Origin of the sequence: Kitasatospora gansuensis (assembly GCF_014203705.1) — a bacterium.
In the GTDB taxonomy this organism is placed as follows: Bacteria; Actinomycetota; Actinomycetes; order Streptomycetales; family Streptomycetaceae; genus Kitasatospora; species Kitasatospora gansuensis.
The window spans coordinates 3,733,581-3,757,160 of sequence record NZ_JACHJR010000001.1 but is presented as its reverse complement, the minus strand read 5'-3'; the positions used below and the strand labels follow the sequence as shown (position 1 = coordinate 3,757,160).

21 protein-coding genes and 2 tRNA genes are annotated in these 23,580 nt (G+C 72.4%); 12 read left to right on the top strand and 11 right to left on the bottom strand.

Annotated elements, in window-relative coordinates:
* Positions 1 to 57 precede the first annotated feature (57 nt).
* The gene (locus F4556_RS16450; protein WP_184916190.1) at positions 58 to 957 is read left to right on the top strand and encodes a GntR family transcriptional regulator; all 900 of its coding nucleotides are present in this window, start codon (positions 58 to 60) and stop codon (positions 955 to 957) included.
* A 45-nt stretch (positions 958 to 1,002) separates the two neighbouring features.
* The gene (locus tag F4556_RS16445; RefSeq protein WP_184916187.1) at positions 1,003 to 1,650 is read left to right on the top strand and encodes a putative DNA-mimic protein; all 648 of its coding nucleotides are present in this window, start codon (positions 1,003 to 1,005) and stop codon (positions 1,648 to 1,650) included.
* A gap of 71 nt (positions 1,651 to 1,721) precedes the next feature.
* On the opposite strand, the gene F4556_RS16440 is transcribed toward F4556_RS16445, so the two are convergent.
* Positions 1,722 to 2,507 (bottom strand): SLATT domain-containing protein, encoded by a 786-nt coding sequence (locus tag F4556_RS16440; protein WP_313068326.1) that lies wholly within the window; start codon positions 2,505 to 2,507, stop codon positions 1,722 to 1,724.
* 470 nt (positions 2,508 to 2,977) lie between these two features.
* Here F4556_RS16440 and purD point away from each other — a divergent pair, with 470 nt between their 5' ends.
* The 4 genes from purD to F4556_RS16420 all read left to right on the top strand — a co-directional run bounded on the left by purD (position 2,978) and on the right by F4556_RS16420 (position 8,937).
* Positions 2,978 to 4,219, top strand: coding sequence for a phosphoribosylamine--glycine ligase (gene purD / locus F4556_RS16435; RefSeq protein ID WP_184916184.1), 1,242 nt, complete (start codon positions 2,978 to 2,980; stop codon positions 4,217 to 4,219).
* A 497-nt stretch (positions 4,220 to 4,716) separates the two neighbouring features.
* Positions 4,717 to 6,276 carry a hypothetical protein gene (locus tag F4556_RS16430; RefSeq protein WP_184916182.1) on the top strand — a complete coding sequence of 520 codons (1,560 nt, stop codon included), beginning with the start codon at positions 4,717 to 4,719 and terminating at the stop codon, positions 6,274 to 6,276.
* Between the two features lie 163 nt (positions 6,277 to 6,439).
* On the top strand, positions 6,440 to 7,990 hold the full coding sequence (locus tag F4556_RS16425) for a N,N-dimethylformamidase beta subunit family domain-containing protein (RefSeq protein WP_184916179.1): 1,551 nt from the start codon (positions 6,440 to 6,442) through the stop codon (positions 7,988 to 7,990).
* Positions 7,991 to 8,037: 47 nt separating this feature from the next.
* Positions 8,038 to 8,937, top strand: coding sequence for a phosphoribosylaminoimidazolesuccinocarboxamide synthase (locus tag F4556_RS16420; protein ID WP_184916176.1), 900 nt, complete (start codon positions 8,038 to 8,040; stop codon positions 8,935 to 8,937).
* Positions 8,938 to 9,081: 144 nt separating this feature from the next.
* On the opposite strand, the gene F4556_RS16415 is transcribed toward F4556_RS16420, so the two are convergent.
* From F4556_RS16415 to F4556_RS16385, 7 genes are all read right to left on the bottom strand, one after another.
* The gene (locus F4556_RS16415) at positions 9,082 to 9,690 is read right to left on the bottom strand and encodes a response regulator transcription factor (RefSeq protein ID WP_184916173.1); all 609 of its coding nucleotides are present in this window, start codon (positions 9,688 to 9,690) and stop codon (positions 9,082 to 9,084) included.
* Complete coding sequence (locus tag F4556_RS16410) at positions 9,687 to 10,907, bottom strand: sensor histidine kinase (RefSeq protein ID WP_313068325.1); 1,221 nt, start codon at positions 10,905 to 10,907, stop codon at positions 9,687 to 9,689. Before F4556_RS16410 ends, F4556_RS16415 begins: the two co-directional genes overlap by 4 nt.
* Before the next feature lie 44 nt (positions 10,908 to 10,951).
* Positions 10,952 to 11,746, bottom strand: a complete 795-nt coding sequence (locus F4556_RS16405) for an ABC transporter permease (RefSeq protein ID WP_184916170.1) — start codon at positions 11,744 to 11,746, stop codon at positions 10,952 to 10,954.
* The gene (locus tag F4556_RS16400; protein WP_184916167.1) at positions 11,743 to 12,714 is read right to left on the bottom strand and encodes an ABC transporter ATP-binding protein; all 972 of its coding nucleotides are present in this window, start codon (positions 12,712 to 12,714) and stop codon (positions 11,743 to 11,745) included. The genes F4556_RS16405 and F4556_RS16400 overlap by 4 nt, the downstream gene beginning before the upstream one ends.
* A 148-nt stretch (positions 12,715 to 12,862) precedes the next feature.
* Positions 12,863 to 12,935 (bottom strand) — tRNA-Gly (locus F4556_RS16395).
* Between the two features lie 24 nt (positions 12,936 to 12,959).
* Positions 12,960 to 13,032 (bottom strand) — tRNA-Gly (locus F4556_RS16390).
* Between the two features lie 140 nt (positions 13,033 to 13,172).
* Positions 13,173 to 13,490: a histone-like nucleoid-structuring protein Lsr2 gene (locus F4556_RS16385; protein WP_057230366.1), complete on the bottom strand. Its 318-nt coding sequence runs from the start codon at positions 13,488 to 13,490 to the stop codon at positions 13,173 to 13,175.
* Positions 13,491 to 13,955: 465 nt separating this feature from the next.
* Between F4556_RS16385 and purS the strand changes: the two genes are divergently transcribed.
* From purS to F4556_RS16365, 4 genes are all read left to right on the top strand, one after another.
* Positions 13,956 to 14,210 carry a phosphoribosylformylglycinamidine synthase subunit PurS gene (gene purS, locus F4556_RS16380; RefSeq protein WP_184916164.1) on the top strand — a complete coding sequence of 85 codons (255 nt, stop codon included), beginning with the start codon at positions 13,956 to 13,958 and terminating at the stop codon, positions 14,208 to 14,210.
* A complete protein-coding gene (gene purQ, locus F4556_RS16375) occupies positions 14,207 to 14,884 on the top strand; it encodes a phosphoribosylformylglycinamidine synthase subunit PurQ (RefSeq protein ID WP_184916161.1) in 678 nt (225 codons plus the stop codon). The genes purS and purQ overlap by 4 nt, the downstream gene beginning before the upstream one ends.
* Positions 14,884 to 17,139, top strand: a complete 2,256-nt coding sequence (gene purL, locus F4556_RS16370) for a phosphoribosylformylglycinamidine synthase subunit PurL (RefSeq protein WP_184916158.1) — start codon at positions 14,884 to 14,886, stop codon at positions 17,137 to 17,139. The genes purQ and purL overlap by 1 nt, the downstream gene beginning before the upstream one ends.
* Before the next feature lie 62 nt (positions 17,140 to 17,201).
* Positions 17,202 to 18,035 (top strand): sterol carrier family protein, encoded by an 834-nt coding sequence (locus F4556_RS16365; protein ID WP_184916156.1) that lies wholly within the window; start codon positions 17,202 to 17,204, stop codon positions 18,033 to 18,035.
* A 7-nt stretch (positions 18,036 to 18,042) separates the two neighbouring features.
* On the opposite strand, the gene F4556_RS16360 is transcribed toward F4556_RS16365, so the two are convergent.
* Positions 18,043 to 18,906 (bottom strand): DUF3152 domain-containing protein, encoded by an 864-nt coding sequence (locus F4556_RS16360; protein ID WP_184916153.1) that lies wholly within the window; start codon positions 18,904 to 18,906, stop codon positions 18,043 to 18,045.
* A gap of 192 nt (positions 18,907 to 19,098) precedes the next feature.
* Here F4556_RS16360 and F4556_RS16355 point away from each other — a divergent pair, with 192 nt between their 5' ends.
* A complete protein-coding gene (locus F4556_RS16355; RefSeq protein ID WP_184916150.1) occupies positions 19,099 to 19,518 on the top strand; it encodes a DUF3151 domain-containing protein in 420 nt (139 codons plus the stop codon).
* Between the two features lie 77 nt (positions 19,519 to 19,595).
* Here F4556_RS16355 and fbaA read toward each other — a convergent pair whose 3' ends face one another.
* Positions 19,596 to 20,618, bottom strand: coding sequence for a class II fructose-bisphosphate aldolase (fbaA, locus tag F4556_RS16350; protein WP_184916147.1), 1,023 nt, complete (start codon positions 20,616 to 20,618; stop codon positions 19,596 to 19,598).
* Between the two features lie 321 nt (positions 20,619 to 20,939).
* On the opposite strand from fbaA, the gene F4556_RS16345 reads away from it, so the two are divergent.
* Complete coding sequence (locus tag F4556_RS16345) at positions 20,940 to 21,647, top strand: DedA family protein (protein ID WP_184916144.1); 708 nt, start codon at positions 20,940 to 20,942, stop codon at positions 21,645 to 21,647.
* Positions 21,648 to 21,727: 80 nt separating this feature from the next.
* Here the strand turns inward: F4556_RS16345 and F4556_RS16340 are convergent, their stop codons facing one another.
* Entirely contained in the window at positions 21,728 to 23,551 is a 1,824-nt protein-coding gene (locus F4556_RS16340) for an alkyl/aryl-sulfatase (RefSeq protein WP_184916141.1), read from the bottom strand.
* Positions 23,552 to 23,580: the final 29 nt, after the last annotated feature.

The following is a 23,580-nucleotide window of genomic DNA, read 5'->3' as shown; positions in this document are numbered from 1 at the left end:
TTCCGCTCGGAGCGGCCGCCGCGTAGTGCCGAGCCCGGAGAGGAGGCTGCCGCCCGGATGTCCAGCCCCACGGCTCCGCCCGGCGACGGCCGCCCGGCGATCCAGCGCAACAGCCTGCGCGAGCAGATCGCCGCCGCGCTCCGCGAGGAGATGATGGCCGGCCGCCTGGCGGCCGGCCGCAACTTCACCGTCAAGGAGATCGCCGAGCTGTACGGCGTCTCCGCCACCCCGGCCAGGGAGGCCCTGGTCGACCTGGCGGCGCAGGGTCTGCTCCGGGCCGAGCACCACCGCGGCTTCACCGTCCCGGAGTTCGACTGGTCGGACTTCGTGGAGATATTCGAGGCCCGCACCATGCTGACGGACAGTGCCTTCCGCCAGCTCGGGGCCCGGGTCAGCGGGTACGACTGGCGGCGCCTGCCGTCGCTGCGCCGCCGGGCCGAGGCGGCCCAACGGGCGGCCCGGTCCGGCCAGTTGGACGTGCTGGTCGGCTGCGACCTGCGGTTCTGGCACGAGGCCGGGGCGCTGCTCGACAACACCCGGATCTCCGGCTACCTGGGCTGGCTGCGGGTGCAGTCCTGGATGTTCGCGGCGCCCTACCTGCGGGCCGCCGGGGAGCTCGAGGAGGTCTGCTGGGACCGGCACCCGGAGCTGGTGGACCGGATCGAGGCCCGGGACGTCTCCGGGGCGCACCGGGTGGTGAACGAGTACAACCTGTTCACGGTCGAGCTGCTGGCCAGGCTGACCGGCCGCCCGCTGGAGTCGGTGGCGGTGCTGCCGCTGCTCCGCAGCTCGGTGGAGCCGGTCGTGGAGACCGTCGCGGAGCCGGTCAGGCCCGCGTCGGCGGACGAGATCGGGCTCGGGCTGGTGCCGCTGCCCCGGGCCGTCCCGCCCGGCCGCTTCGGCCGCCCGCGGCAGACCGAGGCCGGGGCCGGTACCGAGGAGCCGGTGGCGCAGTAGGGTGGGCTCTTCCCGTGTCCGCCCTCTGAGAGGAAGAGCCGGCCCATGGCCTGCGACCTCTGGCTCGTCCCGCTGGTGGACGTCCTGACGCACAGCCCCGAGAACCCGTTCCGGGACGACCTCGTCCGCTACAACGCGGCGCTGGCCGCGCACGGCCTGCCCGAGGTCCCGGTGTACCGGTACTCGCCGGAGCTCAGCGGCTCGGTGGAGCCGATCGCCGCCTTCGACTACGACTCGCTGCACTTCCTGAGGCGGGCCTACCTGTTGGGGCTGACCGGCTTCGCGATCGAGCCGGTGGACGCGCTCGGCGGTGACTACGAGCAGCTGTTGGAGATGTTCGAGTCGACGGCCGAACAGTCGCACCTGGTCTGGCACTTCGACCACGCCGGGGCGTACGTGCCGATCGACTTCCAGCTCCCGCTGGTCGCGGACGAGCTGCTGGCCTCGGGCGGCCCGCTCGGCTCCTCGTTCGGCCTGCTGCGCGAACTCCAGGCGGTGGCGCCGGTGTTGGGCCTCGATCCGCTGAACCCGCCGGCTCCGACCCGGCCGCTCGCGCCGACCGATCTGGAGCAGACCTTCGAGCCGCCGATCGACGACCAGCACCCGTTCGCCCGGGAGCGGCACGCCTGGGCGGGGCTGTACGCGGCGGCCACCCGGAGCGTCACCCAGGGCTCGATGATCGTCTTCGCCTGACGCCCGATCAGGGCTGATGGATCGTTTCTGCGGGACACCCGGCAGCCGGGCGTCCCGCGGGAACGAACGGCCTAGCGCAGCGGACCCTCCGGCGGACGCTGCCGCGGCATGGTCGGCCGGGTGCCCGGCGGCGGCAGGATCCGGACCTGGGCGCCGGCCCCGCTCTCGGTGCGGCCGCCCCACGGGCCGGGGGACTGGGTGGGCAGCTGGGTCATGGTGGCGCGGAACTCCAGCATCCACTCCGAGGTCTCGCCCCGGACCACGTCCGAGACGTCCTCGCAGAACCGGCGCAGCACGCCGAGACAGCGCTCGGCCGCCTCGCCCGCCGTCCCCTCGGTGGGGCCGAGCACCTCGCGCACGCACTCCGAGGCCCAGTCGAACTGGAACGCCTCCAGTCGGCGCTGCAGTGCCTGGGCGGTGCTGACGTCCCGCATCCAGCCGGAGGTCTGGCCGAACGCCCGGTCCACCCCGAGGCAGGCGGCGGAGAGCGCCAGGCCGACGTACCCCCAGCTCGGCGAGGCCCAGGAGACCCCGCTGAGCGAGAGCAGCGGCGCGGTCGCCCCGGCCACCGCGAACCCGGCCGCGCCGAACCGCAGCAGCCTGGCCCAGCGCCGCTTCCAGACCCGGTCCCGGCGGTACCAGTCGATCGCCTCGACGGCCCGCTCCTCGGACCAGCGGTAGAGCTCCTCCAGCCGCTCGGCGGGCTCCCCCCAGTCCCCGAGCGGGAACTGGCGGGCACTCAGATCGGTGCGGCGGCGGGTGGGGGTCCGTGCGGCGGAGGCCGCGACGGGCTGGTCCTCCTCACCGACTTCCTTGCCCCAGGGGCTCTCCTCGGGCTGCATTTCCGGCTGGCTCACCTGTGGGGCTCCCTGTGGCGGGCGGACTGCTGAGGCCCTGGCGGGTACCGGGCCTGACGGTGCGTCGAGCGGCCAGTGTTCCGGACACCGGCCAGATGTGACACTTCGTCGGACGGTCGGCACCGCGAGCGGTGTGGGTCGCCCATGGTGTCGTGCAACGGTGACGGCCGGTGCTCGTCCAACAGCACTTCTTACCGCCAAATGGCTGACCGTGGGGCCGCTTCGGCAGCGATCGTTATCGGAATTCACCCCATCAAGCCGAGGTGGGAGAGTTGCGGCGGTCGGCGAGATTTCACCCTTCCGAGCGAGCCCGTCCGGTCCCGTCACCCTGACCCGGCCACTCTGCCCAGTCCCGTTCGGCGCAGGGCTTGGAGCATCCTCCAGTTTCGTCCGTCCACCGACGAGCTCGGTTGGAGGTTCCGACGGGCCCAGCGACCGGTGCGATCCGGCCACCGACTACCCTTCAGAGCGTGAAGGTCCTCGTCATCGGCGGCGGCGCCCGCGAACACGCCCTGTGCCGCTCTCTGTCCCAAGATCCCGCCGTCTCCGAGTTGCACTGTGCCCCGGGCAACGCCGGGATCGCACAGGTGGCGACGGTCCACCCGGTCGACCAGCTGGACGGTGCGGCCGTGGCCGCGCTGGCCCGGCGGCTCGGCTCCGAACTGGTCGTGGTCGGCCCGGAGGCCCCGCTGGTCGCGGGCGTCTCGGACGCCGTCCGGGCGGCCGGCATCCCGGTCTTCGGCCCGTCCGGGGAGGCCGCCCAGCTGGAGGGCTCCAAGGCCTTCGCCAAGGACGTGATGGCCGGCGCCGGCGTGCCGACCGCGCGCTCCTACGTCTGCGTCACCGAGGCCGAGGCGGTCGAGGCGCTGGACGCCTTCGGCGCCCCGTACGTGGTGAAGGACGACGGCCTGGCGGCCGGCAAGGGCGTGGTGGTCACCGAGGACCGCGCCGAGGCGCTGGCCCACGCGCTCGCCTGCGACCGGGTGGTGATCGAGGAGTACCTGGACGGTCCCGAGGTCTCGCTGTTCGCGATCACCGACGGCGTCACCGTGCTGCCGCTGGTGCCCGCGCAGGACTTCAAGCGCGCGCTGGACGGCGACCAGGGCCCGAACACCGGCGGCATGGGCGCGTACTCGCCGCTGCCGTGGGCCCCCGAGGGTCTGGTGCAGGAGGTGCTGGAGACCGTCCTGCAGCCGACCGTGGACGAGCTGCGGCACCGGGGCACCCCGTTCTCCGGCCTGCTCTACGCCGGCCTGGCGCTCACCTCGCGCGGCACCCGGGTGATCGAGTTCAACGCGCGCTTCGGCGACCCGGAGACCCAGGTCGTGCTGGCTCGGCTGCGCACCCCGCTGGCCGGCGTCCTGTTGGCCGCCGCCAACGGCACCCTGGACACCCTGGAGCCGCTGCGCTGGGACGAGGGCGCCGCGGTCACCGTGGTGATCGCCTCCGAGGGCTACCCGGCCGCCCCGCGCACCGGTGACCCGATCGAGGGCCTGGCCGAGGCTGAGGCCGAGGGCGCGTTCGTGCTGCACGCCGGCACCGCGACCGGCCCGGACGGCGAGGTGCTCAGCGCCGGTGGCCGGGTGCTCTCGGTCACCGCGGCCGGGGCCGACCTGGCCGAGGCGCGCGAGCTGGCCTACCGGGGGGTCGCCCGGATCTCGCTCAAGGGCGGGCAGCACCGCACCGACATCGCGCTGAAGGCGGCGCGGTAGTCCGGACCGTTCCACGAGGGCGCTGCGACCGGGTCATCCCACCGGACGCAGCGCCCTCCGGCGTTGTCGGGCACCAGTCGCCACACCGGTCGGCGGCAGGATTCCAGTCCTTCGGGTGATCCGGTCGCCATCCGGCTGACGTGACCGGGCCCCGGGTCGTAGGGTGCGCTGGATCGCGTCGGCGGGCTGCCCGCCGGTGCGGCCGCCGCCGGGTGCCCTGGCGCGGCCGGGGGGATGCTGTCGGTGGCGCTCGGTCCGGCCGTCGTGTCATCAGGACGGGTGGAAACGGTACCGATCCGGAACGCCCGCCCACGGGCAGGCGTCAGAACTGTCAGAAGTGCCATGCACGATGCACAAGCGGGGCCGACGTCCGTCGTCCTCCGTTCGGATACTGATCATTTCGAGTCGGCTCGGGTGTCCGGGTCGTGGCCGGCCTCCCGGTAACCGGAGGGCGCCGCGAGCCGTGGACGCCGGCTCCGAAGGGGGTGCCGCGCCGTATGGCCGCTGTCGACGCAGCCCGCGCACGTGCCCAGGCCGTGCTCCGGGTCCGCGGGCGGGCGCTGGGTGTCGCCGCGCTGCCCGCCGCACTCGCGGTGGTGCTGTTCGCGGGCCGGTTCACCGGCCGGATCGGTGCCCCGGGCGCCGACGACGCGGCGGCCTGGGACGCGGCCCGCTGGGTGGTCGGCGGCTTCGCCGTCCTGGTGCTGCTCGCCACCTGGCTGGTGGCCAGGACGTACGCCAGGGCGGTGCCGCCGCGCACGCCCGCGGTGCCGGTCGCGGAGTCCGCCGCCCCCGAGCTCTACCGGCAGATCGGCGAGCTGGCCGAGCGGCTCGGGGTGCCCGCCCCGTCCGGGATCGCGCTCACCCCCGACTGCGACAGCTGGCTGGAGGAGGTGCACCGGACCAGCCGGCGGCGCTCGGCGGGCCGGGCCGCCCCGGTCGCCGGGGAGGTGCTGTCCGGCGCGCCCGACCGGGCTTCGGAGCCCGCGCCGGTGCTGGTGATCGGCTCGCCGTTCCTCTGGTGGATGCGGGCCGGCGAGCTGCGCGCCCTGCTGGCCCCGGTGGTCGCCGGTACGGCGGCCGCGGCCGACCCGGAGATCGCCGCCGCCCGGCGCTTCCTGCGCGGCCTGGACGCCTCGCTCGGCGAGCCCCGGCGCGGGCCCGCCGCCCTGCTGGACCGGCTCACCAAACTGCTGCTCGGCGCCTGCCGGGAGCACTCGGCCGAGCTGGAACGGGCGGTCGCGGCGGCCGCCTCCGAGCAGGCCAAGTCGGTCGACTACGGCCTGCGGATCGCCGCCCAGGAGCAGGTCGGCCTCGCCTACGCGGGGTGGGACAGGCTGCTCACCCGGGTCGCGCTGCCCGCCTGGCGGCTCGGCCGCCACCCGGCCCACCTGAACGCGGGGGTGGTCTCCGCGCTCACCGAGCTGTCCCGCCGGGACCGACTGGCCGACGGGTACGGGACGCGGCTCGGCGACCGGCCCGCCTGTGACCTGCTGGAGGAGCCGGGTTCGGTGGACGCGGCGGTGTCGCTGCTGGCCGCCGAGGTGCTGTTCGGGGAGCCGTTCGGCACCGCGGGCACCGGCTGGCGGGAGCTGGACTGGGCCGACTACCCGGCCGAGGTGGTCGAGCTCGGCTGGCGCGGCCAGGCCGCGGCGCTGCGCGCCGTGCTCGGCGAGGGGGCGCCCGAGGACGCCGCCCCCGCCCTGCAGCTGGTGCTGGCCCGGCTCGCGGACGGCGGTGGCGAGCCCCTGGCCGCAGCACTCGCCGCCCACCTGGCGCGCGCCGCGCAGATCGCGCCCCCTCTTCAAGTGGTCCGCAGCGGGCGGGACTTGCTGGTCGACCACGTCACCGCGCTGGTCTGCCTGGCGGCGCTGGACACCGGCCTGGGCCGCCCCGGCATGGACTGGCTGGACGGCCCGGTGCTGCTGCTCGGCGGCACCCGGCGCCCTGAGCTGGGGGCGCTGGTGGCCGACGCGGTGGAGCAGGGCAAGGACGCCCCGTTGCGTTCCTGGCTGGAGGCGGCCGGGCTGCGGTTGGCGGGTCCGGTCCGGCTCTGACGGCCCGTCGGCTCGCTCCGAGGACGAACCAAATTTCAACAATACTTGTTGCTACGGTGGGGTGACGCAGCGCCAGCACTGTGGTGTGCTGGACCGCACGCACATCCGCTTGGCACATGCCACCGGGGGCCGAGTCGGGCCGGTGCGAGTGTGGGAGGGGCGCGTGGGGACGGAACTCAACCGCCGCTGGGAGTCGGGCACGCTGAAGCACGGTGTCTCCGACCCCTTCGGCCAGGGCCCACTGCCGTGGCTGCGGAGCCCGGACCAGTACGTGGCCGGCATCGAGGGCGCGGTCCCGTGGTACGTCAGCCTGGACGCGCCCGGCCAGCTCCCGGCGGGCGTGCCCCGCCCCAGGCCGCCGGTCGGCACCCCGGCCAACTCCGACGACGTGCAGCAGCAGATCAAGGGCTTCGCCTCGGCCGGAGTGATCCGCCCCGGCGGCTCGATAGACCTGCGGGTCACGGTGAACCCGCCGCGCGAGTTCACCGTGGACGTCTACCGGATCGGCCACTACGGCGGCGACGGCGCCCACCACATGACGTCCAGTCCGCTGATCGCCGGGCTGGCCCAGCCCGCCCCGCTGGTGGTCGGCCGCACCGTCTCCTGCCACCACTGGTGGCAGTCCTGGCGGCTGCACGTCCCGACGCACTGGCGCCCCGGCGCGTACGTCGCGGTGCTGACCACCGCCGACAACCTGCACCGCAGTCACATCCCGTTCACCGTACGGGACTTCGACGAGCAGACGCACCCCGCCGAACTGCTGCTGGTGATCCCGGACGTCACCTGGCAGGCGTACAACCTGTTCCCTGAGGACGGGCAGACCGGCGCCAGCCTCTACCACGCCTGGGACGGGGCCGGTGGGCTGCTCGGCGAGCAGGAGGCGGCCGTCACGGTCTCCTTCGACCGCCCGCACGCGGGGGCCGGGCTGCCGCTGCACGTCGGCCACGCCTACGACTTCATCCGCTGGGCCGAGCGGTACGGCTACGACCTCGCCTACGCCACCGCGACCGACCTGCACGCCGGGCTGGTCGACCCGGGGCGGCACCGGGCGCTGATCTTCCCCGGCCATGACGAGTACTGGTCCGAGCCGATGCGGCGGGCCGCCGAACAGGCCAGGGACGGCGGCACCTCGCTGGTCTTCCTGTCCGCCAACACCATGTACTGGCGGGTCGACCTCACCCCCAGCCCCGCCGGTGAGCCCAACCGGCTGCTCAACTGCCGCAAGCGCCAGCGCCTGCACCCCGGCCACCCGGCGGCCGGGGCGGCGGGCAGCCAGAGCGCGCTCTGGCGGGACGCGGCCGAGCCCGAGCAGCACCTGCTCGGCGTCCAGTACGCCGGCCGGGTGCCCACCCCGGTGCCGCTGGTGGCCCGGAACACCGGCCACTGGCTCTGGGAGGGCACCGGCCTGCACGAGGGCGAGGGACTGGCCGGCCTGGTGGCGGGCGAGGCCGACCGCTACTACCCGAAGGTCGCGCTGCCCGAGCACACCGAGCGCACCCTGCTCGCGCACTCCCCGTACCGGGACACGGCCGGCCGCACCCGGTACCAGGAGACCTCGCTCTACCGGGCGCCCAGCGGCGCGTACGTCTTCGCGGCGGGCACCTTCGCCTGGTCACCCGCGCTGGACCGGCCCGGCCACACCGACGAGCGCGTCCAGCGGGCCACCGCCAACCTGCTCGACCACCTGTGCAAGGAGGGATCCGGCGGCGCATGAAAGACTCGGTGCCCAGAGCCCCCCATTCTCTGAGGACTGAGACGACCTTGAGCGGATTTGTCACCAAGCCCGAGCCGGTCCAGGTACCTGGTCTGGAACACCTGCACACCGGCAAGGTGCGCGACCTCTACCGGGCCGCCAACGGCGACCTGGTGATGGTGGCCAGCGACCGGACCTCCGCCTTCGACTGGGTGCTGCCGAACGAGATCCCGGACAAGGGCCGGATCCTCACCCAGCTCTCGCTCTGGTGGTTCGAGCGGATCGCCGACATCGTGCCCAACCACGTGATCTCCACCGAGGTCCCGGCAGGGGCGCCCGCCGACTGGAAGGGGCGCACGCTGATCTGCCGCGCCCTGGAGATGGCCCCGGTCGAGTGCGTGGCCCGCGGCTACCTGACCGGCTCCGGCCTGAAGGAGTACCGCGCGGACCGCACGGTCTGCGGCATCGCCCTCCCGGAGGGTCTGGAGGACGGCTCGGAGCTGCCCGCCCCGATCTACACCCCCGCGCTCAAGGCCGAGGTCGGCGAGCACGACGAGAACGTCCCCTACGAGGAGACCGCCCGCCGGCTCGGCGCCGAGCTGGCCACCACCCTCCGGCAGACCACCCTCGCGGTGTACGGCCGGGCCCGGGACATCGCCCGCGAGCGGGGCATCATCCTGGCCGACACCAAGTTCGAGTTCGGGCTGCTGGACGGCGAGTTGGTGATCGGCGACGAGGTGCTGACGCCGGACTCCTCGCGCTTCTGGCCCGCCGACCAGTGGGAGCCGGGCCGCGCCCAGCCCTCCTTCGACAAGCAGTTCATCCGCGACTGGCTGGCCTCCCCGGAGTCCGGCTGGGACCCCAGCGGCGAACTCCCGCCGCCGGCGCTGCCCGCGGAGATCGTCGCGGCCTCCCGCGCCAAGTACATCGAGGCGTACGAGCGCCTCACCGGCACCGCTTGGCAGTAGGGCAACCACCAGGGGCTCGGGGAACTGCGACGCCGACCTCGGGCATGGTGATCCGTGCGTAGGTGGTCGGGCACTTTTGCTTTTTGACCCGAACGCCAGATCTCGTCGCCGTTCCCCGAGCCCCTGGACAGTGCAACTTATCCTTCAGATCCAGCCGTGTTCGCGGGCGATGCGGACGGCTGCGTGGCGGTTCTCCGCGCCGAGTTTGGTGGCGGCGGCCGAGAGGTAGTTGCGGACGGTGCCCGCCGAGAGCGAGGCGCGTTCGGCGATCTCGGCGATCGAGGTGCCGTGCGCGGCGAGCTCCAGGACGTCGGTCTCACGGGGCGTCAGGGGGCTCTCGCCGGCGGCGATGGCGTCGGCGGCCAGCTCGGGGTCGACGTACCGCCCGCCGGCCCGGACGGTGCGGATGAGGCCGGCCAGGTCGGCGGCGGAGACGGTCTTCGGGAGGAAGCCCCGGACCCCGACCTCCAGGGCGCGCTTGAGGTAGCCGGGGCGCCCGTGCCCGGTGACGATCATGGTGCGGCAGTCCGGCAGGACCCGCCGCAGCTCGGTGGCCACCTCGATGCCGTCCATCCCGGGCATCTGGAGGTCCAGGACCGCGACGTCAGGCCGGTGCGCCTTGGCCATCGCCAGCGCCTCCGGGCCGGTGGCGGCCTCGGCCACCACGGAGATGTCGTCCTCCAGGGCGAGCAGGGCGGCCATCGCGCCCCGGATCAGGTGTTCGTCGTCGGCGAGCAGGATCCGAATGGTCATCCGGCGGAGACCTCCATCGAGAGGGCGGGTGCGGTCAGGGGGAGGTCCACCGTGAGCCGGAACCGGCCGGGGCCGGCCGGGGGAGTGCGGAGCGTGCCACCGTACACGGCCAGACGTTCGGTCAGGCCGGTCAGGCCGGTGCCGCCGACGCCGGGCTGATCCTCCGTCACGCCGTCGTTCTCGATCTCCAGCAGGGCCTGGCCGCCGCCGACCCGGAGCCGGATCAGGCAGCTGGTGGCCTCGCTGTGCCGGAGCACGTTGGTGGTGGCCTCACGGACCGCCCAGCCGAGCACCGACTGTGCGGTGACCGGGAGTTGGTCGACGCTGCCGAGTTCGACCTCGCAGGCCACGTCGGCCGCGCGGAGCACCGAGCGGGCGCCGGTGAGCTCGGCGTGCAGGTCGGCGGTGCGGTAGGCCCGGACCACGTCACGGACCTCGCGCTGGGACTCCTGGGCGATCCGCTGCACCTCGGTCATCTGGTCGGCGGCCTCCGGGCGTCCCCGGCGGGCGAGTTGGGCGGCCAGTTCGCTCTTCAGCGCGATGGTGGTGAGGTTGCGGCCGAGCACGTCGTGCAGGTCGCGGGAGAACCGCAGCCGCTCCTCGGCCACCGCGAGCCGGGACTGGGTCTCCCTGGCCCCGTCCAACTCCCAGACCACGCCCGCCAGCCAGGCCGAGGAGCGGCAGGTGGCGGCGAACAGCAGGCAGGACAGCGCGACGCCGGCCAGCACCCCGAGGGCGGTCCCGACCGAGAAGCCGCCCAGCAGCAGGGCGGGCAGTACCAGCAGCAGGACGGTGCCACCGAGCGCGGCGGACTGCCGGTGCGGCAGGGCCACCGTGACCGGGCCGAACCAGAACATCAGCAGCAGCGGGGTCATCGACGCCCCGGACGCGTCGTCCCCGGCGGTGAGCACCACCCCCCAGACGCCGGCCAGCGCCACCGCGGTGGAGACGGCGAGCAGCGGGACGGGGCGTGACCGGCGGCCGAGGAAGTGGGCCAGTGCGGCCCGCACCAGCATGACCGAGAGGACCGTTCCGGTCAGCGAGGCGAGTGCCAGCACGCGCAGGGTCGCCACGGACAGCTTCTCGGCCTGGCCGACGGCGGTGCCCAGTACGGCCAGCGGTTCGACGGCGACCGCCAGGTAGAGCGACCAGCGGACGTACAGCTCGGTCCGCTGCGGTTTGCCCTGAGCCTGCCAGCGGCGCAGCGGGTGTTCCACGTGGTCTCCTCGGATGGCGGCGGGTGCTGCAGTCTTCTTATCAGTCAGCGTCGGGGCTCCCAGCGGAACCAGCGGTTGGTGGCCCAACCGACGGCGGCGGTCCAGGTCACCGCGAGGGCGAGCATCGGCAGCGCCTCCGCCCAGCTGGCGACGAAGCCGACGGCGGGGGCCGAGCCCTCGGTGCCGAACCAGCCGAGCCGGATCAGCTGGAAGGCGGGGGTGGTGGGCAGCAGCCGGAAGACGCCGGCGAGCTGGTCGGGCATCGTGTCGAGCGGGATGATCAGGCCGGAGCCGAACTGACTGAGCAGCAGCACCGGCAGAGTGGTGATCCCGGCGCTCTCCACGGTCTTGGTCACCACACTGGAGAGGGCGGCCAGCCCGACCAGTACGGCGATCAGCAGGGCGAGCCCGAGCACCACCAGCACCGGATTGACCGGCATCCGCAGGTCCAGGCCGACCGCCCCGGCGCCGCACAGCACCACGCTCAGCAGCACGGCCAGGCTCACGGACGGTACGGCGGTGCCGGCCAGGATCTCCAGGTCGCGGGCCTCGCCGGTGCGCAGCCGCTTGAGCACCAGCTCGCCGCGCCGGGCGACGTACGCGGCGGTCAGGTTGTAGTAGACGACGAACATCGGGATCAGTCCGAGCAGTCCGCTGACCAGCAGGCCGCCGGTGCTGATCCCGGGGAAGTCGGCGGCCTGCTGCTTCATCGGCTCGGCCAGCGCGACCACCAGCAGCGGCGGCAGCGCCAGCGCGGTGAACAGGGCGGTCCGGTTGCGCAGCAGCAAGGTGGTCTCGGCGCGGCCGAGGGCGAGCAGGCGGCTGGTGGCGGTGGTCATCGGACGGCTCCGGTCGGCTCAGGGGTGGACGGGGTGGCGGCGACGGCGAGGAAGGCTTCCTCCAGCGAGGCGCTGCGGGCGTCCAGCGCCCCGAGCGGCACCTCGTGCCGGGCGGCCCAGCCGAGCAGCTCGGTGAGGGTGGACTGCAGGGTCGGGGTCCGGACGGTGATCCGGCGGCCCTCGGCGGTGACCTCGGCGCCGGGCAGGGCGGGCAGCTCGACGGTCTCGAACGGGCCGCTGCGCTCCGGGAGTTCGAAGGCGATCCGGGACGGGCGGCCGGCGATCACCTCGGCCACGGTGCCCTCGGTGACGATCCGTCCGGCGTGCATGATGGCCAGCCGGTCGGCCAGTTCCTCGGCTTCTTCGAGGTAGTGGGTGGTGAGCAGCACGGTGGTGCCCTCGGCGCGGAGCTCGCGGACCAGCCGCCAGGTGGCGGCCCTGGCCTCCGGGTCGAGGCCGGTGCTGGGCTCGTCCAGGAAGAGCACCTCGGGGCGGCCGAGCAGGGCCAGCGCGAGGTCGAGCCGACGGCGCTCGCCGCCGGAGAGCTGCTTGACCCGGACGGTGCGCCGGTGCAGCAGGCCGACCAGGTCGAGCGCCTCGTCCACCGGGCGGGCGTCGGTGGTCATCCCGGCCCAGGCCCGGCCGGTCTCGGCGACGGTCAGTTCGGAGGGGAAGCCGCCCTCCTGGAGCATGATCCCGATCCGCGGCCGGACGGCGGCCCGCTCCCGGTAAGGGTCGTGCCCGAGCACCCGGATCCGGCCCTCGGTCGGTGCGGCCAGGCCCTCGATCAGCTCCATGGTGGAGGTCTTGCCGGCGCCGTTGGTGCCGAGCAGGGCGAAGAGTTCGCCCCGGCGGACGGTGAGGTCGAGGCCGCGGACGGCGTCGAAGCCGGCCGGTCCTGCCGGGCCGTAGTGCCGGCGCAGGCCGGTGACCTCGATGACGGGTGGCTCGGTGCGGCTGTTGTCCATGCCCCAAGCCTCCCGGCGGGGCGGCCCGGTGGGCAGTGCGCGCCGTCACCGGTCGGGGCCGCGTTCACACGGGTCGGCGGTGACAAATGTCAGGGGTGCGCGGGCGGGTACGACGAAGGGCCCCCTCGATGAGGGGGCCCTTCAACTGAGCGGACGACGAGATTCGAACTCGCGACCCTCACCTTGGCAAGGTGATGCTCTACCAACTGAGCCACGTCCGCACGATCTTCGGTTATTTTACTGCGAGCGGACGACGAGATTCGAACTCGCGACCCTCACCTTGGCAAGGTGATGCTCTACCAACTGAGCCACGTCCGCACGATGCTTCTTGAAGCACCGGCCGCCTTCCGGTCTCCCGGGCTGGCGACAGAAAGAACTCTACCCCATCGGAACGAGTGGTCGCCCCACCCTTTCCGCCGGGGCGGTCGGGGCGGGGGCGACGAGCCGGTCGGGCCAGGTCAGTTGGCCTCGGCGAAGGACTCGTAGACGTGCTTGGGAATGCGGCCCCGGGCGGGCAGCTCCATGCCGCGGGACTGGGCCCAGGCGCGCACGGCGGCCGGGTCCGGGGTGAGCGCGGTGCGGCGGAAGGACTTTCCGGCGCGGCTCTGCCGACGGCCGGCCGCGACGAACGGGGCGAGAGCCTCCCGCAGCTTCTCCGCGTTGTCCAGGGACAGGTCGATCTCGTACGACTTTCCGTCCACGCCGAAGTGAACGGTCTCGGCGGCGGCGCCGCCGTCCAGGTCGTCGGAGAGCGTGACAACTACACGCTGAGCCATGGGTGTCGATCCTCTCGGGCAATTCGGCCGCCGGATGCGGGATGCGCCCGTGCGGCCCGATGTGCACCAGTCACGCGAGCGCTTACGGGCAGGCAGGAAGCCGCGCTGGATACGCAGCACTCGCCGTCACCGGTGGCCCTATTCTGCACCCAAAGCGGGCCGAAATCGAAGAGTCCTGCTTTCTTTTCCGGATATTCACGAGAGTTCGCCGGTGTGGGATAGCAGGTGATGTGGATGGTCGTTCTGTCCCGTAGTGCCGGTATTCGGGCGTTCCAGAAGCGACTGCGGAATCCGTCGTAAACAGGGGTGGGCGCGGGTCGTGAGCAGGGCGGAACCCTTGGGGCGTAAGGGTCATAGGTCTACGCGCGTCGCCTTCTCCGGACCCGGCCCGGCCAGCAAAGTCGCCCGAATGCCCCGGTAGTCTGGAGGTCCCCCGCCTCACGCACCACACCACCGGGAGTGCCAGTGGCTCGCGTCGTAGTCGACGTCATGCTCAAGCCCGAGATCCTCGACCCCCAGGGCCAGGCGGTGCAGCGTGCACTGCCCCGGCTTGGGTTCGCCGGGATCGCCGATGTCCGTCAGGGCAAGCGATTCGAACTGGAGCTGGAGGGTCCGGTCGACGACGCCGCGCTCGCCCGGATCCGGGAAGCCGCCGAGACCTTCCTCGCCAACACCGTGATCGAGGACTTCGTCGTCCGGATCGAGGAGGAGGGCAAGTGACCACCCGCGTCGGCGTCGTCACTTTCCCCGGTTCCCTCGACGACCGCGACGCCCAGCGCGCGGTCCGCCTGGCCGGCGCCGAGCCGGTCGCGCTCTGGCACCGTGACAAGGATCTCCACCAGGTCGACGCGGTCGTCCTCCCGGGTGGATTCAGTTACGGCGACTATCTGCGCTGCGGCGCGATCTCCCGCTTCTCCCCGGTGATGGACACCATCATCGAGCAGGCGAAGCTGGGAATGCCGGTCCTCGGTATCTGCAACGGCTTCCAGGTGCTCTGCGAATCGCACCTGCTGCCCGGCGCGCTCACCCGCAACGACTCGCTGCACTTCGTCTGCCGCGACCAGAAGCTGCGGATCGAGAACACCGGGACCGCCTGGACCCGGGATTACTCCGCCGGTCAGGAAATCGTCGTCCCGCTGAAGAACGGCGAGGGCCGCTTCGTCGCCGACGAGCACGTGCTGGACCAGCTCGAGGCGGAGGGCCGGATCGTGGCCCGCTACCTCGACGTCAACCCGAACGGTTCGTACCGCGACATCGCCGGCATCACCAACGCGGCCGGCAACGTCGTCGGCCTGATGCCGCACCCGGAGCACGCGGTCGAGCCGCTCACCGGCCCGACCACCGAGGGCCTGGGCTTCTTCACTTCCGTCCTCAAGCAGTTGGTGAACGCCTGATGACTCTCGACACCGTCAAGAACGCCGAGCAGACGCCCGAGGCCGACCAGCCCTGGTCCGAGCTCGGCCTGAAGGCCGACGAGTACGCCAGGATCCGGGAGATCCTCGGCCGCCGCCCCACGGGTGCCGAGCTGGCGATGTACTCGGTCATGTGGTCGGAGCACTGCTCGTACAAGAGCTCCAAGGTGCACCTCAAGCAGTTCGGCGAGAAGAAGCCGGACAGCGACGCGATGCTGGTCGGCATCGGCGAGAACGCCGGTGTGGTGGACGTCGGTCAGGGTTACGCGGTGACCTTCAAGGTCGAGTCGCACAACCACCCGTCGTACATCGAGCCCTACCAGGGCGCGGCCACCGGCATCGGCGGCATCGTCCGCGACATCCTGGCGATGGGCGCCCGCCCGGTCGCCGTGATGGACCCGCTGCGGTTCGGTGCGGCCGACCACCCCGACACCCGGCGCGTGCTGCCCGGGATCGTCGCGGGCATCGGCGGCTACGGCAACTGCCTGGGCCTGCCGAACATCGGCGGCGAGGTCGTCTTCGACGCCTGCTACCAGGGCAACCCGCTGGTCAACGCGCTCTGCGTGGGCGTCATGAAGCACGAGGACATCCACCTCGCGCAGGCGTCCGGCGCGGGCAACAAGGTCATCCTGTACGGAGCCCGTACCGGTGGCGACGGCATCGGCGGTGTCTCGGTGCTGGCCTCCGAGACCTTCGACGCGACCGGCCCGGCCAAGCGCCCGGCCGTCCAGGTCGGTGACCCGTTCCAGGAGAAGCTCCTGATCGAGTCCACCCTGGAGATCTTCGCCGAGAAGCTGGTGCTGGGCATCCAGGACCTCGGCGGCGCCGGACTCTCCTGCGCCACCTCGGAGTTGGCCTCGGCCGGCTCCGGCGGCATGCGGATCGAGCTGGACACCGTACCGCTGCGCGACAACACGCTCTCGCCCGAGGAAATCCTCATGAGCGAGTCGCAGGAGCGCATGTGCGCGATCGTCGAGCCCGGCAAGGTCGCCCGCTTCCTGGAGATCTGCGAGAAGTGGGACGTCATCGCCACCGTCATCGGTGAGGTGACTGAGGGCGAGCGGCTGGAGATCTTCTGGCACGGCGAGCTGGTCGTGGACGTCCCGCCGCGTTCGGTCGCGCACGACGGCCCGACCTACAACCGCCCGTACGCGCGGCCGAGTTGGCAGGACGCCCTGCAGGCGGACGCGCCGACCGCCGAGCGCCTCGCGCGGCCGTCGAACGGCGAGGAGCTGAAGGCCGCGCTGCTGGCCGTCGCGGGTTCGCCGAACCAGGCCTCCAAGTCCTGGATCACCGACCAGTACGACCGCTACGTGATCGGCAACACCGTGCTGGCCACGCCCGAGGACTCGGGCATGATCCGGATCGACGAGGAGACCAACCTCGGCGTCTCGGTGGCCACCGACGGCAACGGCCGCTTCACCAAGCTGGACCCGTACACCGGCGCCCAGTTGGCGCTGGCCGAGGCGTACCGCAACGTCGCGGCCGGTGGCGCCAAGCCGCTCGCCGTCTCCGACTGCCTCAACTTCGGTTCCCCCGAGGACCCGGACGTGATGTGGCAGTTCGCCGAGGCGACCCGCGGTCTGGCCGACGCCTGCCTGGTGCTCGGCACCCCGGTCACCGGCGGCAACGTCTCGCTGTACAACCAGACCGGTGAGACCGCCATCCACCCGACCCCCGTGGTCGCGGTGCTCGGCGTGATCGACGACGTCACCCGGCGGACCCCGATCGGCTTCGCCGAGGAGGGCCAGCTGGTCTACCTGCTCGGCGACACCGCCGACGAACTGGGCGGCTCCGCCTGGTCGCAGGTCGCCCACAACCACCTCGGCGGCCTGCCGCCCAAGGTGGACCTGGAGCGCGAGCGGCTGCTCGGCGACATCCTGATCGCCGCCTCGCGCGACGGCATGATCGACGCCGCGCACGACCTCTCCGACGGCGGCCTGGCCCAGGCCCTGGTGGAGAGCTGCCTCAAGGGCGGCAACGGCGCGCGCCTGATCGTGCCCGCCGGTCTCGACCCGTTCGTGTTCCTGTTCTCCGAGTCCGCGGGTCGCGCCATCGTGTCGATCCCGCGCAGCGAGGAGCTCCGGTTCAACGACATGTGCGGCGCCCGGGGCCTGCCGGCCACCCGGATCGGCGTGGTGGACGGTGACACCCTGGAGATCCAGGGCCAGTTCACCGTCTCGCTGGCCGAGCTGACGGACGCGCACACCGGTGTGATCGAGGCACTGCTCGCCTGACGGTGTCTCAGTGGTTGAGGGGGCGGCCCGGTCGGGCCGCCCCTTCGCTGTACCCTCGCGGAATGGCGAACTCCGCGAACCGTCCCCGTAGTTACGACTCCGCCAAGGTGCGGTCCGCCCTGGCCGGGCAGGCCGAGGCGCTGCGCGGCGCGGTGCACGAGCTGTGCGCCCGCCCGGATGCCGCTTCGGTGCTCGAGCAGCCCACCCGGCTCGGCGACTGGAACGTCCGGCAGCTGATCGCGCACCTCGGCTTCTGTCTGGACTGGCTGCCCCGGCACCTGGAGCAGCCGGTGCCGGACGGCGCGCCGCTCTCGCTGCTGCAGTGGGTCGGCGTGACGAGGACCGCCGCCGCCGCGATCGACGCCGCCGTGCAGGAGCACGCGGAGGGCGCCTTCGCGGGTTCCCCGGCGGAGGTGGCGAAGGAGTTCGACCTCGCCTGCGACCTGCTGCTCGCGGCCCTGGAGCGGCCCGAAGTCGCCGACCCCGCACGGCGGTTCGTGATCCGGTTCGGGCCGATCCTGCTGACCGACTTCCTGGTCACCCGGCTGGTCGAGACGGTGGTGCACGCGGACGACCTGGCGGCCGCCCTCGGCCTGCCCGACTTCCCGCACGACCGTCAGGCCGTGGCCGCCGTCACCCGCCTGCTGGCGGACGCCTTCGCGGACCAGGTCCCCGGCGGTGCGGTCGAGCTGCGGATCCCGCCGTACGCGGTCGTCCAGGCCGTCCCCGGTCCCCGCCACACCCGCGGCACCCCGCCCAACGTGGTGGAGACCGACCCGCTCAGCTGGATCCGCCTCGCCACCGGCCGCACCGGCTGGGCCGACGTGGTCGACACGGCGGTGCACGCCAGCGGCGAGCGCAGCGACCTGGCGGAGTACCTGCCGATCATGGGCTAGCGAGCCGCTACGGCCGGGCGGGACCGCTGAGGTACTTCCCGGCCTCGGTGTACGGCCAGGCGTTCGAGACGCAGCCCTCCAGGCCGTAGATCTGCTGCATCATCGCGGGCGCCGGCTGCCCCGGGCCGGGGCAGCCCAGGTGGTTGCGGCCGATCCGGTGGCCGACCTCGTGGTTGATGATCAGGGCCCGGTACTCCTCGATCGGGCCGCTGAACTTCGGTGAACCGGTGTTCCAGCGCTTGACGTTGACCATCACCTGGCGGTCCACGTCGCAGTTCACCTCGCCGCCGGTGTCCAGCCCGGCCGTGGCGCAGATCTTGTCGACCACCTCGGGGGAGGCGATCTTCACCGTGAAGTCGTAGCTGCCGGAGGCCACCAGCTGGAACGAGTTCTTCCCGTCGGTGGTCCAACTCCGTTTGTCCGAGAGTATGTTCTGAACCTGCTTGGCGGCGGTCGCGGCGTCGATCCCGATGCCGTCCTCGACCTCCACCTTGTACTTGCGCAGGGTCTCGCCCTTGCCGACCACCGGACCGTTCGCCTGGACGGTGGTGAAGGTACCGCGCCCCTTCCCCTCGACCACCGGGGTCGGGGCCGGCGTCGGCGTCGCGGGTTCGGCGGGCGGGGGGGTGGTGGCGGCTGCGGGGGACTCGGCCGCCGGCACCGCCCTGGCCTGCGTGGTGGCCGCACCGGTCGGCGTCCCGGCGGAGTCACCGGTCAGCTTGTACACGGCGCCGCCGATCACCGTCAGCACCGCGACCAGCCCGACCCCGAACACCTGCCGCCTGCGCCGCAGCACCCGCTGCTTCCGCCGTCGCGCGCTGGCGGCACGCCGACGGCTCGGGGCGGGGGAGCTGCTGGGGTTGGCTCGCACTACGGAAGCTCTCTGGTCGGCCGGCAGAACTGACGCACTGTCGAGCAGGACGATACCCGTCGCCCCACCAGTTCCCTGGAACCGGGCCGAGCCCCGGGAACCCCGGCCACCCGGCGGCAGGGACACCGGATCTTCGCGCCGCCGCCCAACGGTCGTGGTTGACCCGGTCGGCTCGGCTGGCAGACTGCACGTATGAGTATTCACCAGAACCTCCTCGGCGGCCCCGAGCCGACCCGCCTGCCGGAGGACGAGCAGCCCTACCGGATGCTGGGTGAGGAGTCGGCCTCGCCGACCCAGGTCGCCGCGGCGTTCCCGACCTTCTCGCTGGCCTGGGCGATGCTGGCGGACGACGCGTTCGACGCCGGGCGGGTCGTCGAGTCGTACGCGTACGCGCGCACCGGGTACCACCGGGGTCTCGATTCGCTGCGGCGGGCCGGCTGGAAGGGCCACGGGCCGGTGCCGTGGGAGCACCGGGGCAACCGCGGCTTCCTGCGCTGCCTGGCCGGGCTCGCCCGGGCCGCCGAGGCGATCCAGGAGACCGAGGAGGCGGAGCGGTGCTGGACCTTCCTCAAGGACAGCAGCGCCGAGGCGTACGCGGAGCTGAAGCAGTAGCCCTCAGGACATGACGGAGCCCCCTCGACCGGGAAGGGTCGAGGGGGCTCCGTCGTACCGACTACCTGCTGCGCCGACTACTTGATGCGGGTACCCGCGGAACGCAGGGCCTGGGTCGCCTCGAGCACGCGGGCGGCCATGCCGGCCTCGGCCAGCTTGCCCCAGGTGCGCGGGTCGTAGGTGTTCTTCTTGCCGACCTCGCCGTCGACCTTCAGCACACCGTCGTAGTTGCGGAACATGTGGTCCGCGACCGGGCGGGTGAAGGCGTACTGGGTGTCGGTGTCGAGGTTCATCTTCACGACGCCGTTCTCCAGCGCGGTGGCGATCTCCTCGGCGGAAGAGCCCGAGCCGCCGTGGAAGACGAAGTCGAACGGGTCCGTCTTGCCGTACTGCTTGCCGATCGCGTCCTGCAGCTCGCGCAGCAGCTCCGGCTTGAGCACGACGTTGCCCGGCTTGTAGACGCCGTGCACGTTGCCGAACGAGGCGGCCAGCAGGTAGCGGCCCTGCTCGCCCAGGCCGAGCGCCTCGGCGGTGCGGACCACGTCGTTCACCGTGGTGTACAGCTCGTCGTTGATCTCGTGCGAGACACCGTCCTCCTCGCCACCGGTCGGGGTGATCTCGACCTCGAGGATGATCTTCGCGGCCTTGGCCTGGGCCAGCAGCTCCTGGCCGATCGCCAGGTTGTCGGCCAGGGTCTCGGCCGAGCCGTCCCACATGTGCGACTGGAAGAGCGGGTTCTGACCGTTCTTCACGCGCTCGGCGGAGATGGCGAGCAGCGGGCGGACGTAGCCGTCCAGCTTGTCCTTGGGGCAGTGGTCGGTGTGCAGCGCGACGGTGATGTCGTACTTGGCGGCCACGATGTGGGCGAACTCGGCGAGCGCGACGGCGCCGGTCACCATGTCCTTGTTGTGCTGGCCACCCAGGAACTCCGCACCACCGGTGGAGATCTGGATGATGCCGTCGCTCTCGGCCTCGGCGAAGCCGCGCAGCGCGGCGTGCAGGGTCTGGGTCGAGGTGACGTTGATCGCCGGGTAGGCGAACTTGCCCGCCTTGGCCCGGTCCAGCATCTCGTTGTAGACCTCGGGAGTTGCGATGGGCATGCGAATCCGCTCCTGTCGGTGCTCGGCGTACGGACGACCTGTCCGACGCTCGGTACGCCTTCGGTACGACGCGCGGTACCGGGAACGCCGACGCGGCTCTGCGGTGCGGCTGGTGGTACCTCGGTTCGACGGAGTCCGTCGCGGGTGCACTGAGGGTGGGCGCTACCGCGGGCCGGACACCTGTGCCATCTTCCCAGACTCCCGCCGCCGGACACCCCGCGGCCCGCTGGTTGGGACGGACGGGGGCGGGAGAGGGGCCCGGAGGCCCGGTACGAGAGGGACGTTGAGGCTGCGGTAAGGCCGGGGCGCTATCCTGCGCCCGTGGACTACAACCAGCTCGCCGTCAACCTGCTTGACGCCAAAGCCCTTGTCGCATCGGTGGGTGCGATCGGCATTCTGGCGATCATCTTCGCCGAGACCGGCCTGCTGGTCGGGTTCTTCTTCCCGGGCGACTCGCTGCTGATCCTGGCCGGGGTGGCCGCCTCCTCGGCCGCCTCCTCGGTGCTGGGCGAGGGCGCCCAGCTGTCGATCGCGCTGCTGCTGATCGGCGCGCCGGTCTGCGCCGTCGCGGGGGCCCAGCTCGGGCACTACTTCGGGGCCAAGGTCGGCCCACGGATGTTCGACAAGCCGAACTCGAAGATCTTCCGCCGCGAGTACGTGGTGAAGGCGGAGGAGTACTTCGAGAAGTTCGGCCCGGCCAAGGCCGTGGTGCTGGCCCGCTTCATCCCGATCGTCCGCACCTTCCTGAACCCGGTCGCGGGGACCCTGGAGATGCCGGCCAGGACCTTCTTCGTCTGGAACGTGGTCGGCGGCGTGCTGTGGACCGAGTCGATGCTGCTGATCGGCTACTTCACCGGTGCCCAGCTCGCGCCGGTGATCGACAAGTACCTGATCCCGGCGATGGCGCTGATCATCCTGGTCTCGGTGTCGCCGATCATCGTCGAGGTGCTGCGCGAGCGGAAGAAGAAGAAGGCCGAGGCCGTCGAGAGCGGCGAGCCGGTCGTCGGCGGCCGGCACCGCAAGGGCTGAGCCCGTACGAGCGCGCTGAAGGGGGCCCCGGGTGGGGCCCCCTTCAGCATGTCCAGGGCGGGAGATCCACGGCGGTACGTCTACGGCGTGACGATCGCGAAGTTCGGGTCCGGGGTGTCGAGCACGGCGAACAGCCGGGCCAGCGCCTGCGGGTCGCCGGACCGCTCGATCCCGTCCGGCTGCTGCCCGGCCAGCAGGCCGAGCAGCTGGGGCTTGGTCAGGGTCAGCGTCAGGTCGGCGCCGCCCGCGCCGAGCGGCTGTCCGGCCGGGGCGCTGCGGTGGGTCAGCGCACCGTTGGAGAGGGTGAGCCGCCAACCGCGCCGCTGGTCGGTGAGCAGCCAGTCGACGGTGAGCGGGGTGTCCCAGGCGCGCGGTCCGTTCACCCGGACCGCCAGCGAGTCGATCAGCTGATCGACCGTCAGGGCCATCGCCAGCTCGGGGTTGGCGGTCTCCAGCTCCACCGTGGCGGGGGTGCCGCGCAGTTCCATCGCGGCGGTCAGGTAGAAGTTCCGCCAGGTGCCGTTCTCGGCGCCGTGGCCGAGCCGGTCGTAGACGGCGGCCAGCGCCTCGCGCGCCCCGGTGTGCTCCGGGTCGGCGAAGACCGCGTGGTTGAGCAGGGTGGCGGCGAACCTGAGGTCGCCCTTCGTCACGAACTCCCGCGCCCTGGTCACCGTCGCGTCCGGGCCGCCGAGCAGCTCGACGTACCGGGCGGCTTGCTCGGCCGGCGGGTGCGGCCAGAGGTTGGCCGGGTTGCCGTCGTACCAGCCCATGTAGCGCTGGTAGACCGCCTTCACGTTGTGGCTGAGCGAACCGTAGTAGCCGCGCAGCGACCAGGTCTGCTCCAGGGCGGGCGGCAGGGTGATCTGCTCGGCGATCTCCGGGCCGGTCAGTCCGCTGTTCAGCAGGCGCAGGCTCTGGTCGTGCACGTAGGCGTAGAGGTCGCGCTGCTTGGTCAGGTACTCGCCGATCCGCTCCCGGCCCCAGGTCGGCCAGTGGTGCGAGGCGAACGAGACGTCGGTGTGCTCGCCGAACAGCTGCCAGGCCTCGTCCAGGTAGTGCGCCCAGACCCGGGCGTCCCGGACCAGCGCGCCGCGCAGGGTCAGCACGTTGTGCATGTTGTGGGTGGCGTTCTCGGCCAGGCAGAGGGCGTTGCGCTGGGGGAAGTGGAAGTTCATCTCGGCCGGCGCCTCGGTGCCCGGGGTGAGGTGGAAGACGATCCGGACGCCGTCCACCACCTCCTCCTGGCCGGTCTCGGTGATGTCCACGGTGGGCGCGATCAGCGTGATGGTGCCGGTGGAGGTGGTCATCCCGAGCCCGCAGCCGATCTGGCCGTCGGGGGCCTTGGGCAGCTGGGCGCCGTACATGTAGACGGCCCGCCGGGTCATCGCGGTGCCCGCGTACACGTTCTCGCTGGCCGCGTGCTCCAGGAAGCCGGCCGGGGCGAGCACCGGTACCGGTTCGTGGCCGTGCGGGACGACGCCGCGGGCGCCGCCGAAGTGGTCGCCGTGCGAGTGGGTGTAGATCAGGCCGGTGACCGGGCGGTCGCCCCGGTTGCGGCGGTACAGCGCCAGTGCGGCGGCGGCGGTCTCGGCGGAGATCAGCGGGTCGATCACGATCACGCCCCGGTCGCCCTCGACCAGGGTCATGTTGGAGAGGTCCAGGCCGCGCACCTGGTAGATGCCCTCGGTGACCTCGAACAGGCCCTGTCGGGAGCTGAGTTGGCCCTGTCGCCAGAGGCTGGGGTTCGCGGTGTCCGGGCAGTCCTTCTGGAGGAAGGAGTACGCGTCGTTGTCCCAGATCACCCGGCCGCTCGCGTCGGTGACGATCGCGGGGTCCAGTGCCTCCAGGAAGCCGCGGTCCGCGTCGGTGAAGTCCTCGGTGTCTTCGAAGGAAGGAGTCGCCATGAGGGCGACCCTGCCATGAAATGTCCGCT